General features: G+C 41.3%; 13 protein-coding genes. 6 read left to right on the forward strand and 7 right to left on the reverse strand.

Going from position 1 to position 13,727, the window contains the following annotated elements:
* Positions 1-3 precede the first annotated feature (3 nt).
* Genes G596_RS0109585 through G596_RS23750 form a run of 5 tightly spaced genes read left to right on the forward strand, consistent with a single transcriptional unit; the run spans position 4 to position 3,367 of the window.
* Positions 4-357, forward strand: coding sequence for a hypothetical protein (locus G596_RS0109585; protein ID WP_022761626.1), 354 nt, complete (start codon positions 4-6; stop codon positions 355-357).
* On the forward strand, positions 354-854 hold the full coding sequence (locus G596_RS0109590; RefSeq protein WP_022761627.1) for a DUF4860 domain-containing protein: 501 nt from the start codon (positions 354-356) through the stop codon (positions 852-854). Before G596_RS0109585 ends, G596_RS0109590 begins: the two co-directional genes overlap by 4 nt.
* A complete protein-coding gene (locus G596_RS21645; RefSeq protein WP_022761628.1) occupies positions 851-1,438 on the forward strand; it encodes a hypothetical protein in 588 nt (195 codons plus the stop codon). The genes G596_RS0109590 and G596_RS21645 overlap by 4 nt, the downstream gene beginning before the upstream one ends.
* Positions 1,428-1,847 (forward strand): hypothetical protein, encoded by a 420-nt coding sequence (locus G596_RS23745; RefSeq protein ID WP_022761629.1) that lies wholly within the window; start codon positions 1,428-1,430, stop codon positions 1,845-1,847. Before G596_RS21645 ends, G596_RS23745 begins: the two co-directional genes overlap by 11 nt.
* A 20-nt stretch (positions 1,848-1,867) precedes the next feature.
* Positions 1,868-3,367, forward strand: a complete 1,500-nt coding sequence (locus G596_RS23750) for a diguanylate cyclase (protein WP_022761630.1) — start codon at positions 1,868-1,870, stop codon at positions 3,365-3,367.
* Positions 3,368-3,425: 58 nt separating this feature from the next.
* On the opposite strand, the gene G596_RS0109610 is transcribed toward G596_RS23750, so the two are convergent.
* A complete protein-coding gene (locus G596_RS0109610) occupies positions 3,426-3,866 on the reverse strand; it encodes a hypothetical protein (protein WP_022761631.1) in 441 nt (146 codons plus the stop codon).
* 276 nt (positions 3,867-4,142) lie between these two features.
* Here G596_RS0109610 and G596_RS0109615 point away from each other — a divergent pair, with 276 nt between their 5' ends.
* Positions 4,143-4,760: a hypothetical protein gene (locus G596_RS0109615; protein WP_022761632.1), complete on the forward strand. Its 618-nt coding sequence runs from the start codon at positions 4,143-4,145 to the stop codon at positions 4,758-4,760.
* Between the two features lie 179 nt (positions 4,761-4,939).
* Here the strand turns inward: G596_RS0109615 and G596_RS0109620 are convergent, their stop codons facing one another.
* The 6 genes from G596_RS0109620 to fliY all read right to left on the reverse strand — a co-directional run bounded on the left by G596_RS0109620 (position 4,940) and on the right by fliY (position 13,628).
* The gene (locus G596_RS0109620; protein WP_022761633.1) at positions 4,940-5,572 is read right to left on the reverse strand and encodes a hypothetical protein; all 633 of its coding nucleotides are present in this window, start codon (positions 5,570-5,572) and stop codon (positions 4,940-4,942) included.
* A 1-nt stretch (position 5,573) separates the two neighbouring features.
* Complete coding sequence (locus G596_RS0109625; protein ID WP_022761634.1) at positions 5,574-7,289, reverse strand: lysozyme inhibitor LprI family protein; 1,716 nt, start codon at positions 7,287-7,289, stop codon at positions 5,574-5,576.
* Positions 7,290-7,933: 644 nt separating this feature from the next.
* Entirely contained in the window at positions 7,934-9,874 is a 1,941-nt protein-coding gene (locus tag G596_RS0109635) for an ABC transporter ATP-binding protein (RefSeq protein ID WP_022761636.1), read from the reverse strand.
* Complete coding sequence (locus tag G596_RS0109640) at positions 9,874-11,628, reverse strand: ABC transporter ATP-binding protein (RefSeq protein ID WP_022761637.1); 1,755 nt, start codon at positions 11,626-11,628, stop codon at positions 9,874-9,876. Before G596_RS0109640 ends, G596_RS0109635 begins: the two co-directional genes overlap by 1 nt.
* A 227-nt stretch (positions 11,629-11,855) precedes the next feature.
* Entirely contained in the window at positions 11,856-12,992 is a 1,137-nt protein-coding gene (locus G596_RS0109645) for a DUF4317 domain-containing protein (RefSeq protein ID WP_022761639.1), read from the reverse strand.
* Positions 12,993-13,028: 36 nt separating this feature from the next.
* On the reverse strand, positions 13,029-13,628 hold the full coding sequence (fliY, locus tag G596_RS0109650; RefSeq protein WP_022761640.1) for a flagellar motor switch phosphatase FliY: 600 nt from the start codon (positions 13,626-13,628) through the stop codon (positions 13,029-13,031).
* Positions 13,629-13,727 lie beyond the last annotated feature (99 nt).

Raw genomic sequence — 13,727 nt, forward strand, 5'->3', positions numbered from 1 at the left:
TGTATGGAAGAACTCACTCTCAAAAAAAGGCAAAACTTCATACTTAGTATCATGGGCTTTATCGTTCCTTCGCTTGTCATCATTTTCATCATCGTGATTTTTTACATCGGAGTTTCACAGATAAGCAGGAGCACAGAAAAGAAACAGGAAGAAAGCCTTTATACAGCAGTGGAAAGAGACATCGTTCAGTGCTATTCCATCGAGGGAATCTATCCTCCGAGTTTGGAATATCTTGAGGAACATTACGGCCTTGTCTATGACAAGAGCATATTTTTTATAGATTACAGACCCGTCGCATCCAATATCTATCCGGATGTCACAATTTTGCGCGTTAAAGGAGCAGGCCTTCGTCCATGAAAAAACAGTTTGAAAGCAGACATACCGTGGATATGCTCTTCGTCATCGCTCTTCTGTTTTTATTTGCAATGGGAGCGCTGATGCTTATTGCGCTTGGGTCAAGCATTTATAAGAGAAGTGTCACCACTCTTGCGGAAAACTACGACAGGCGAACGGCTTATGCGTATATTACAGAAAAGCTGCGGCAATATGATACCGAAGGAAATATAAGCACAGATATTTTCAATAAATCCGGTGCTCTCAGAATAGATACAACAATAGGTACAGTGGATTATGTGACCTACCTCTATGAGTACGAAGGCAGTCTTATGGAGCTGTTTTCAAGAGCAGACGCAGGGACACTTCTACCTGAATCGGGGCAGCGGATAATGGATATTAATAACCTTGAAATAACAAGTAAAGGAGAAGGTCTTCTGCAGATAACCATCACTTTGACTGACGGAAAGGATCTTACTTTTATAACATCGAAAAGATCCGGCACAGGGGCTAATGGATGAATCATACACAACACAGCAAAACGAGTCTCTTTCTGATGGAGCTCATCATATCAATTTTGTTTTTCTCTATATCCGGGGCAATCTGCATCCAGCTCTTTGCCAAGGCTCACACTTTGTCTGAGCAATCTGTGGAGATGAACAATTCAGTTTTATGGACGCAGAATATCTCTGAGGTTTTTTACGGAAGCCGCGGGAATCTGCACACCATCGCCGACTATTTTGCTGGCTGCTGCGTTGTCCTTGAATCCTACGATGACACCCCTGAGATCGGGGCGCTTATTATGTTTTTTGATGAAAACTGGAATCTTATAGATTTTCCTTCTGAAAACGGTGCTCTGAATTTCGCAGGATATGAGCTCCTTCTGTCCATAAAAAAACTTCCCGCAAAGGAAGTTTACGCAGACACGCAGGCCGACACCTCACTAATGGACGGCGATGCACTCCAAGGCGAGATAACCATCCTCAGGATGGATGAGCAGACCACAATCGACCAGATTCCGGATGATGATGATCCTGATATCATTTCCGACAGATACACCGATTTTTACATTGGAAACACGGAGGTAGACAATAGTGAAGCGTAAGCCGATCTACAGCACCCATATAGGCGCAGCATCTATTTTGCTGATTTTCCTTGTGCTGAGCCTCATATCCTTTGCATCGCTGACTCTTGTCAATTCAAGGGCAGATTATATTCTGAGCAAAAAAATGCTGGACAGATCTCTTTCCTACTATCAGGCCTGCCACGAAGCCAGCGGATTTATTGCCGAGAATGAACCTTCCTTTAGAAAAATCGACTGGAGTGATCCGAATATCAACGTGAATTCACTTAATAAAAGTATTACTCTTAGTGAATTCCAGACTCTTGATGTAAACATAAAACCGATGTATTCGGAAAGTCCGGATACTCCCACCTATGAGATTCTTGAGTGGCGTGTTGTTACACATAATGATGAAGTTGTTTATGATGAGACTCTTCCTGTAATGAAGTGATATTTTTCAGGGGCATTTACATGGATAAAAATTATGGCTCTAGCAAAATTGAATTCAGTGCAAAAAGAGAGAACAGAAAGATTCTCGAATACTTTGGCAAATGTACTGAGACCATAGAAAATAGCAATCGTTACATGCTTAGAAAGTCTTGCATGTATATTGCTATGTGTTATATTGCAATGATTTTCCTTGGTAAGATCATCGTTGCCGACTTCAGACTGAGCATTGCTCATGTACTGCTGGTTCCGCTGCTTACCATTTATTTCCTGATCAATCTTTATACGAGAAAAGTGGAAAAATTGTCTGCCGTCACAACAGAAGTTCTTTGCATAACCTTCTACTTTGTTTTATTTATTCTGTTTATATTGAGGGATATGACATCTTCCGCTGATCATCAGGCCATGTGGTTTCCATTATACCTTGTGGTATTCCCTACGGTGTATATTACAAGGATGTATAAATATGGCCTTTTTGAGTTGACGCTTGTTATCATCTTCTGCATTGCTTCATTTTTCACCAAAACCACAGATATCTTCCACCATGATGTATATCTTGCTCTGGCATCTTATGTGTTATCTATGCTAAGTGCGCACATCATTCTGGAGGTAAGATCCCAGGAGGGTCTTGCCTTTGACGAGCTGACCAAAATCAGTACAATCGATAAGCTTACTTATCTTCTGAATAAAGGTGCTCTATTAACTGCAATCAACAATTATTTTGAGCGAAGAAAGCCCGGCGATCCGTGCGGTATGTGTATTATCGACGTGGATAATTTCAAACAGGTCAATGATAATTTCGGCCACGATACCGGTGATAGGCTTTTGGCAAATATTGGCGAGCTTCTAAGAAAGAACTTCAGATCTACGGATTATATCGGAAGATTCGGAGGAGATGAATTCATGGTATTCATGCCGGGTCTGGCAAGGCTTGATATTGTTGAGATGCGCTGCAGAACTATGCAAATGATGCTGACTGACTTGGATCTCGGTACCGGTAGTCCTTTTACCTTAAGTATAGGCGCGATCATCGACACCGGAGATCATTCCATTGGTGAAGTATTCCGCATGGCTGACGACGCCCTCTACCAGTCCAAGCTCATGGGCAAAAACTGTGTTAGTACCTGGGTTATTCCGAAGAGCGAAGCCTACGGAAAACCTCTTATTTTGCTTGCTAGCTCCGCAGAAAGCATGAGGTCGGAGAAATTCCTGAATGCAGCTTCCGAAAAGTTTTCGATCATCGAGACTCACAGCGGCGACACAGCTCTCACTTACCTAAGCCAGTACCACGATAACATCCGTCTTGTCATCGTGGATCTTGATATTGAAAAAATCTCCGGCGATCAGGTCATCCATTACATCAAGGATCGCGCCGGTTTCAAGCACATCCCCGTCATTGCGGTTGCCACCGACGAGGATTCCTTCATGGAGGCCCGAGAAGCCGGTGCCGACAAGGTCTTCTTCACAACAGATAAGGCAGCCTCATTCAAGACTGCTATCGACGAACTAACAAAGGAAGAATAACGCGCCGGAGCGACTGTATAATCTGCCGAAGGGTATTAATGGGCGCCGGGGAGTTTCGTCAGAATACAGGGTCTATGCTCTCAGCAATAATCGCACGGCATTCTTTTAAAACAGACATGCTGCTGCAGAGGATAAGGACTTCGTTCCAGCAGGAATACAGTTCATCAGGAAGATTCTCAATATCGTTAAAGCACCACATGACAGCGAAATCCTCGTATCCGTCTGCGCCATTAAATCCGTTTACATCAAGGTCGACCTTTTCAAATATCTGATGCCACTCTTCTGCATCTGTTCCGCAAAATGCTATGTTCTTACAGCCTTTTAAGAGGAGAATCTCTGCAAACTTTCTGATGAGGGAATCATCGATAATCTCATCCGTAACGATGATAACTGTATGGTTATCCAATTCCTTTATCTTTTTCCTGTTAACAAGGATGTTTAAAGAAAAAAGTCCGTAAGTGATTGATGGATATGTCTGCTCATTAGGATATATGCTCATTTTATGCCCTCCCTTGGTATATAGGCAGTTTATTTACCGCCTGTAAGCAACAACCTTTTCGTCTACACCTTTATTTGTACCATTTTGTGTGTACGATATATGAGACAGTAAAAAATCCATCCGGTACTATTCACAGATTAAATTTGTATACAGAATAAAGCTCACATTAGTGGGCTTTATTTTTATTGTTGAAATGGTTAAAATTTTAGTATTAGTTAATCGTGATTTGATGGATTATAGACATTTACTCGAAATAGATGAAAGGACAACACATCAATGATGACAAGATATGAAAATTTGGAAGAATTTATTCCGGTACACACAACAGTTACTCAGGAAAAGCTAGATGGAGAGAAGGTTTTCAGGGTCATAAAAAAGGAAAAAATCATGCAGTTCGATGAGAATACCTTTGTCAAACTGAGAAATATAGATTTCCATAATGGTATCATCAGGGTAAAAATGTTGAGCAGGCTTCTTCCCGACGCTCCGGATTTCGCCAGAGGATTCATAGGAATCGTTTTTAGGGTAAATCAGGATAATAGCGAGTTCGAATCTTTTTATATAAGGCCAACTAATGGGACAACAAATGATCCTGTACGTAAGGCACATGGATGTCAGTACTTTTCTTATCCGGGATATACTTTTGCTTATTTTAGAGAATTTGGAATCACTAATTATGAAGCGCCGATTCATAATGGATTAAATGAGTGGGTACAGCTGACAGCCATTATTCATGATGAAAAAGCTCAGTTTTATTTGAATGAAGAAAAAGATCCTGTACTTGTGGTTCATTTTATGAAACACGGTAAAGATGCACACGGATCTATAGGATTCTTTTCTGAAATCGGAACAGAGGCTTTCTTTAAAGATTTTGAAGTAGAATATAATGACTGACAGATGTATGTTCTGATTCTTCCATGTAAGTGTAACGCTATTCTTCTTTGCTGTCAGTCTTCCTGATGGAAGACGCTCTACATGTGAACCTGAAACATTTCCCAAATAAAACAACTTTTTGTTCCCCTCGAATAACGATTATACAACATGCTCCCCAAATGATAAATGATATAATTTTATTATGAATTAGCTGTAATAGCCATGCTCCAGCAGATTATCATTTCCTTTGCCGTAAATGTCGATTTGTCCATCGCAAAAATACACGCATTTTGTAAATCGTATGGTACATCCATAATACTTTTATATTGGTTGTTCACACTAGCGTTTTCCGCTCCGAGCACAAACACTTCCATCGCATCGTTAATATCTTTTATCGTGTAGGATCTCTTTAGCTCTATCATGCTGATTTTGGAATCATAGTCTAACTCTATAAGTTCAGCTGACCGTTTAAATTCATCTTCAGCAAGCATGATGTAAAAAGCATCAACAACAGATAATCCCCATTCATCAGGATTATCTTCCGAATGTAAGCATCTCATCATTTCTTCATTAGATCCGACTTCCGGATCAGCAAATGAGTAGATATATCTGCATCCATATTTATCCCAGTTCTTTATCACTTCGATAACAGCAGGCTTAGAAATAACCAGTTCACCTGTGTCTCTGTCAATTTCATAAAAATACTGTGATGCAAATTTTTCATGGCGGGACTTGTATGTGGCTTTATTTTTTTCTTCGATACTCCATTTAGCAAACACGCCAATAAAGATGATTATAACAACACTAAAAATTATAATTATTCGTTTCTTCATTTTATTGTTCCGTATCTACGTCTGAATAGCTCTTTTCAACTTCACTCGGAATCTCAAAGTCCTCGCCGAGTGCCTTTGCAAGAACAGTTGCAAGATAGTAGGTTCTCTTTCTTGTATAGACGCAGGCTGTACCGTTTTCAAGCTGGGGCTGGAGGGTTCCGCCGAGTGCTTCGTTTCCCGCTTCCTTAACAGCTGCTTCCTTGCGCTTTATCCATGCGCGCTGATCATTAAGAAGTTCTTCTTTTTCCTCGGGAGTTACCTTTTCAATGAGTCTGCTCCAAAGAGAGTTAAGCTCTTCATCCCAAAGGGTATACATCTCATATGTAGTCACATTCGCCGGCTGCTGAGGCATGGATGCCCAATCCAGATTTTCGTATTCCTGGTACTTTGCTTCTACCTTTGCAAGCTCTGACTGAAGAGTGCCATCATCTACAATAGTCTCTGAAGATTTGGTGTCTGTTTCTGCTTTCTTATTATCGTTTTCCCCTGAAGTATTATCATCAATCATATAAAGATTTATGTTGCTATAGGTCGGCATTTTTCCGTTCTTGATTTTATCTGTAACACCGATGGATTCCATTTTATCTGCTTCGATTTTATAGAGTTCATCCATTGATACAAACTTACAATCCTTGAAGGAATCCACAACATCTTTGTATTTGCTGTCGGTATAGAGATTCGGAATGTTCATGGTTTCATAGGTCTCATTATCATAGACCTCGAAGGAATAATACTGTTCTATCTTTTTGTCTTTGCTCCATTCCTCAAGCTGAAGATTATAGATAGTCATGCTTCCCTCAATATCTGATAAGTCAAAATTGGCATGGTCTTTGTAGTTTGCAAACATCTCGAAGTCCATTTCCTGCTCTTCGTAGTAGCCAAACTGATATTTTCCGTCAGCATTAATATAAGCTTCATCCCATCCATGGTTGGATGCTCCGTTACTTCCTCCTCCGGATATAATGCCGTATTCATAGATATCTGTCTGACTTCTGGACCAGGATGCAAATGCATAGATAACCTGAAGTTTTCCTTCAAGCTCTTTTATTACCAAAGTCAGTTCGCTTCCGGGTTCCACAAAGGGTCCTACCATTTTCAGGGCCATCTCTCTTACATCATCTGCTCCGCAATCGATGAAGGCATACTCCATTGTTTCAATGTCGCCGCCAGCAAAGTAATACGCATCATTATTGAGAATACCCTGGAGTGTATTTCTAAGTTCACTCAGCGTGTATTCCCTGTCTGTGGGAACATAGGAAATAATATCATCCACATAAGAACGATACTCGGAATCCTGGAATACATTATTCATGTAGTAATCGAAACTAAGGGTGCTGTCGCCTACAAGAAAAGCGTCGTAGAGATCGGATTCAGCATTTTGAGATTTGATATTATCTTCAGTGGTGTCATCTCTCTGTAAGTTTTCGCTATTTTTATCATCTGAGCTATTGTCAGAATTATTGTTTTCTTCAGCTCCATCATTTATCGAATCGTCGCTGCTTTCAGTATTTTCAGATATGTCTGCATTATCAGTATTGGCTACGCTATCGCTATCTCCATCCTGCTCATTATTTGCACTATCATTTTGATCATCCGCAGTGCTTGCTGTCTCACCACCCTCAGAAATTGTCACACTTCCATCCTGTGCTGTAGGAGTGCAACCTGCAATAAGAGTACTTATCCCCAAGATAACAAATAGTTTTGTAAATCTTCTCAATTTTCTCATCCTCCCAATCTATTATTTCCAAGCCATAAGCCCTTATATTTTTCTCATACTGTTCTTCAATATATCAGCTTTTTAGCCACTTTGGTAGCCCTTTTTCATTTGTAGCCTTTTTCATATCATAAATAATTTTGCTATTGATAGATAATCTTATGCCATGCAACAAATATCATTTTTACTTTTTGATTTGTTGTTAGCAATTTCTTTATATGCAACAAATCTCTGTATTTCTTTTCATTTTATTGTTCCTCATTTTTCTCTATGCAACAAATCTCTACTTTCCTTCTCACTTTATTGTATGCCTACTCTTTAGCAAACAATAAATCATTGCGTTACATCTTCTTTTGTTGTCTATCCTTTCTTTGCATACAACAAATCTTTATATCACGTCTTGTTTTGTTGTAAATTCTTCCTCTATCATGCAACAAATTAATATATCTCTTCTCTATTTGTTGTTTCCCTTTTCATTGGCCCTCGTTTGACCCTCATTGGCCTTCATTTGACCCTCATTGGCCTTCTTTCTCCCTTCTGGCATACAACAAAACTTTACCTTTATCCTTATTTTATTGCTAATAATTGCTAGCATATAAAAAACGGCCGAGCAAAAACTGCTCGGCCATCTTCATATCTAAATTATATTATGCGGTAACCATTTCAGGTTTATTACCTGTATACAGCTGGTAGTATCTCTGCTTAAGTTCAAGCAGTTCGTCGTGAGTACCCATCTCCACGATGCGGCCCTGCTCAAGAACTACGATACAGTCTGAGTTCTTAACAGTGGACAATCTGTGGGCGATTACGAAGGTTGTACGACCATGCATCAGCTTGTCCATACCATCCTGAACAATTTTCTCTGTACGGGTATCGATGGAGCTTGTAGCCTCGTCAAGGATAAGTACAGGCGGATTGGCAATGGCTGCTCTTGCAATTGCAAGGAGCTGACGCTGACCTTGTGAAAGATTTGCTCCGTCACCTGTAAGCATTGTGTTGTAACCCTCTGGAAGTCTCTTGATGAAGCTGTGCGCATTAGCGAGCTTGGCTGCTGCCTTAACCTCTTCATCAGTCGCATCGAGCTTACCGTAGCGGATGTTCTCTGCAACTGTTCCCGTAAACAGGTGAGTGTCCTGAAGAACCATTCCAAGGGACTTTCTCAGATCCGGTTTCTTAATCTTGTTGATGTTGATGTTATCATATCTGATCTTACCATCCTGAATATCATAGAAACGGTTTATCAGATTTGTAATTGTGGTCTTTCCTGCACCGGTAGAACCAACGAGTGCAACCTTCTGTCCCGGCTTTGCGTGAAGAAGGATGTTGTGAAGAACCATCTTATCATCGGTGTAGCCGAAGTCAACATCATTGAAGGTAACATCGCCTTCCATGGGCTGGAAGGTTGTTGTACCATCAGCCTTGTGATAGTGCTTCCATGCCCAGCGTCCTGTAAATTCCTTAGATTCAACAATCTGTCCGTTTTCTTCCTTGGCATTAACAAGCATTACATAGCCATCATCTGTCTCTGACTGTTCATCAAGAAGATTGAAAATACGCTCAGCTCCTGCAAGTGCCATGATAATACTGTTAAACTGCATGGACACCTGGTTAATGGGCATTGAAAAGCTCTTGTTAAATGTAAGGAAACTTGCAAGTCCTCCTACTGTAAAGCCAAGATACTGATTAAGAGCTATTGCACCACCTACGATCGCACATACAACGTAGCTTAAGTTTCCGAGCTGTGCATTTATCGGTCCAAGGATACCTGAGTAAGCATTTGCCTTGTAGGCACTTTGGTAAAGCTCCTCATTGAGCTCATCAAATCTCTTTATAGTATCCTCTTCATGACAGAACACCTTGATAACCTTCTGCCCTGTCATCATCTCCTCGATGTAGCCGTTTAGCGCGCCAAGATTTTGCTGCTGTGCAACGAAATTCTTACCTGATGCTCCGGTTGCTTTTGCAGACAGAAAAATCATAAGTGCAACCATTATAAGTGTCACAATTGTAAGCGGAACACTTAATACAATCATTGAAATAAACACGCTGACAATAGTGATCGCACTGTTTAAAAGCTGCGGAATACTCATGGAAATCATCTGTCTGAGTGTGTCAATGTCATTGGTGTAGATTGACATTATGTCACCGTGAGCGTGAGTATCAAAGTACTTTATCGGAAGAGATTCCATGTGGTTAAACAGTTCGATTCGAAGATTTCGAAGGGTTCCCTGTCCCACATAAATCATAAGTCTCGCCTGAACAAAAGCTGCAACAACACCAACTGCATAAAAAATAATTACATTTCCGATTGCCTTTGCAAGGGGGCCGTAATCGGGGTTCGCCTGCCCTATGAGCGGTGTGATATAAGTATCGATCAGGGTTTTTGTAAACATCGTTCCCTGAACGCTCGCTATAACGGAAAGAATGATACAGATAACAACAAGTACCATGTGAATTCCATAGTCTTTAAATACATACGACATAAGCCTCATGAAAAGCTTGCCGGGATTTTTTATCTTTGGTTTCGGGCCGCCTCTCATATGACGATTTCCGGGGCCTCGTACCTCTTTAACTTTTTCTTCTGCCATCAGTTATCCCCTCCTTCATCGAAATCAGCGTCGCCGCTGGAACCAACCTGAGATTCATAAACCTCGCGGTAAATCGTGTTATTTGCAAGGAGTTCTTCGTGTGTTCCGAAGCCGTCAACCTTACCATCATCCATAACTATAATGCGGTCACAGTCCTGAACACTGGATATTCTCTGAGCAATAATAAGCTTTGTGGTATTCGGGATTTCCTCGGCAAAGGCCTTTCTTATCTTCGCATCTGTTGCGGTATCAACAGCACTGGTGGAGTCATCCAGAATAAGTATCTTGGGCTTTTTAAGAAGCGCTCTTGCAATACAAAGTCGCTGTCTCTGTCCACCTGAAACATTGGTTCCGCCCTGCTCGATAAAGGTATCATAACCCCCAGGCATTTTTTCTATAAACTCATCGGCACAAGCCAATGCGCAGGCTCTCCTTACTTCTTCATCAGTTGCTTCCTTGTCTCCCCAGCGGAGGTTCTCATAAATGGTTCCGCTAAACAACACGTTTTTCTGTAAAACAACGGAAACCTGATTTCTAAGAACTTCCATATCGTATTTTCTTACGTCGATTCCGCCAACACTTACGCTGCCTTTCTCAACATCGTAGAGGCGGCTTATAAGATTAACAAGTGAAGACTTCGCTGAACCCGTTCCACCGATTATTCCGATAGTTTCTCCGGACTTGATCTCAAGGTTGATATCCTTAAGTACAGGTTCTTCGGACTCGGTGTTATATGCGAAATCAACATGATCAAATCTGATGCTTCCGTCCTTTACCTCCATAACAGGCTGATCGGGATTGGAGATACTTGTCTCCTCATCGATAACTTCTGCAATACGCTTTGCGCTGGCAGATGACATGGTCACCATAACAAATATCATTGAGAGCATCATGAGACTCATCAGTATATTCATGCAGTAGGTAAGAAGACTCATCATCGCGCCGGTAGTGAGCTCATTTGAAACGATCATATGAGCACCCATCCAGCTTATAAGAAGGATGCATGCATAAACCGTTGCAGTCATAACAGGGCCGTTTAATGTAACAACTTTCTCTGCTCTTACAAACATTTCATAGATATTAAGAGCAGCTGTCTTAAACTTGCTGTTTTCATACTCCTCGCGAACATAAGCCTTGACTACGCGGATTGCGGATACATTCTCCTGTACGCTCTCATTGAGTCTGTCATATTTTTCAAATACTTCTCTGAAATACTTTGTTGCTTTGCTCATGATGAAAATAATGAAAGCTCCAAGGAGGAGTACTGCGATAAGATATATCGTTGCAAGCCTGGGGCAGATAATAAATGACATGATAAGTGCAATTATCATCGAAGCAGGTGCTCTCATCGCCATTCTAAGTATCATCATATAAGCATTCTGAATATTCGTAACATCAGTGGTAAGTCTTGTTACCAGACCTGATGATGAGAACTTGTCTATATTTGCAAAGGAGAAGGTCTGGATGTTATCAAACATTCTCTTTCTCAAATTCCTTGCAAGTCCCGTGGATGCCCTTGATCCATAGAAGGCGCCGCCGATACCTGCGAGCAGGCCCAAAATTGCTACAACTATCATCAGCATACCTGTTTTGATAATGTAACTCATATCAGCGCCGTTAATTCCAAGGTCTACTATTCTACCCATGAGGACGGGGATGATCATCTCGCAGATAACCTCTCCTATCATACACAGGGGTGTAAGTATACTTGGCAGTTTGAATTCATGTAATTCCCCAAGAATTTTCTTTACCATTTATTCACCATCCTCTGAAAAAATTAGAACGCCGAAGCGTTCTATATATTATATGACATTCTTAACATAAATTGTATACAATTTGTAAGTTTTTTATTTTCCCCTCATCCGGCACTTCGTGCCACTTGTCTTCGCTCCGCTTCGGTCCGCGCTGAGCCGACGTCCCCCGGACGTCGAGCGCCCCCAAGGGGAAGGCTTTTGTTTTATTCTCCCCCAAGGGAAAGGCTTTACTCCTTAATAAAGGTGCGTACATTAACCCCGTTTACTTCGATGTGGTCGTCCACCTCGATTACAAGGCACTGCCTGCCGTCGATAATTCTGGATTCCACAAGGTCCGCTCTGTCGGGTTTAACCTTGATAACAACATTGGGAGCTTCTATATCGAACTTTCTGGTGTTGGCAATATTCGTAACAAGAAGCGGCTGTTCCTGCTCTCCGACTATTTCTTTATAGTTGTGATCAAAGTAGTCCATTCGCTCCTCGGGAACACCGCTATCTGAGAGAAGGTGCTTTACATCTTCCTTTGAAAGTTCGAAATGAACCTCATCCTCCTCGTGATCCTCGAGCATCGTGTTCAAATTTTCATGGATGTTTCTCATCACATCATAGTCAGCCTCTTCACCGATTGTCTCCTCAACCAGCGCCTGGAAAAGGTTCTTCTGCTCCGGTGCAGACATAGGTGCCCTTCCTCCGAAAAGTGCCTGAATAAACTCGGGCTGAAGGTCCTCGGGCTTTTTTGAAAAATAGAGCATGTTGTGGATGTCCGCATTTCTCTCAATAAACGCAGGAAAAAGGAAGCCCTTGGAAGGTGCATCCACAACCCAGTCGCGGTATCTGTCCTCTATCTCGTTGGTCTTTTCATTATAGCCAAGTCCTGCCTTGGAAAGCTTAACCGGACAGATGCTGCAGAGAATGTAATCATAGATATTCTCCGATGCATCCTCCATCTCTATTCCGTCTCTGGTCATTCCGGGGATATCATAGACAGCATGAACGAGGATTATATAATAATTCTCTTCCATAAAAAGATTGGCAATAATCTTGTCATAGAATTCATCAATAAGACTGTCATCCTCAAGATGGGAATCACGAAGACGCAGTAAAAACTCCTGAGTTCCTCCCTGCTCTTCCTGGTCAAGCGGGAATTCGAGATTTATAAGACTTTTTCCGAATACTCCTGTAAGTGTGTGTTTGAAAATATCGAGATACTTGAACATCTCCTCATCGGGGATGCTTCCAAATGCTTTTTTAAATACAAGGCGCTTTGATTTTTCGCCATCAACATAACACCCGCAGATGTGATCGATAGTACATCTGTCGGGTGTAAATTGTTTCCTTATTTCTAATACTTCTGCTTTATTCATGTGAGCTGTTTTACCGGTGTGCTTATTTCAAGTACACTATTCCTTTGCTATAAATTTATCGCACATCTCGCGGGCAAACTGAACAGGATATAACTGAACCATAACTGAATCAATGAGATTTTCGATAGTCATCTTGAAAGCTACCTTGACGAAATTATCGTACTCGATTTCAAAACTCTTTTCAAAAATCTTGACACTGTCGACATCTATTCTGTTGACAACAGGAGTACTGATATCAGTAGGAACACTGAGCATCATAGAAAGAGACGTAGCCGCAGCACCCATCATCTGGTTCATGGCCTCCGAAGCTGCGGAAAGATGAAGATCCGATATCTCACAGTTAGTGTTGGTACCGTCTCCACCCATCATAAGATCCGTCATAACCTTAACATCATTCTCCTTGAGAATGAGAACGTTATTGCCGGTCAGTCCCTTAACGTAGTGAATCTGAACAAAAATGCAGGTATTCTCATAATCATCGAGAGTCTCGCTGCGCTTGATCACGGAAACATTCGGTGTGGTTATATCCACTTTTTTATTGACCATCATGCTGAGTGTGGTCGCGGAATTACCCATACTGATGTTGGCAATTTCTCCTAAAGTATCCATCTGTTCGTTTGTAAGTACCTGATCCATAAGAACCCCTCGCTTCTGTATAATCAGTTTTTCATTTCGCTAGATATCACGGATATACTACTATTTTATGCCATCATACTTTTTGTGTAAAGGAAGAAA

This window comes from Butyrivibrio sp. AD3002 (assembly GCF_000420905.1).
Classification (GTDB): Bacteria; Bacillota; Clostridia; order Lachnospirales; family Lachnospiraceae; genus Butyrivibrio.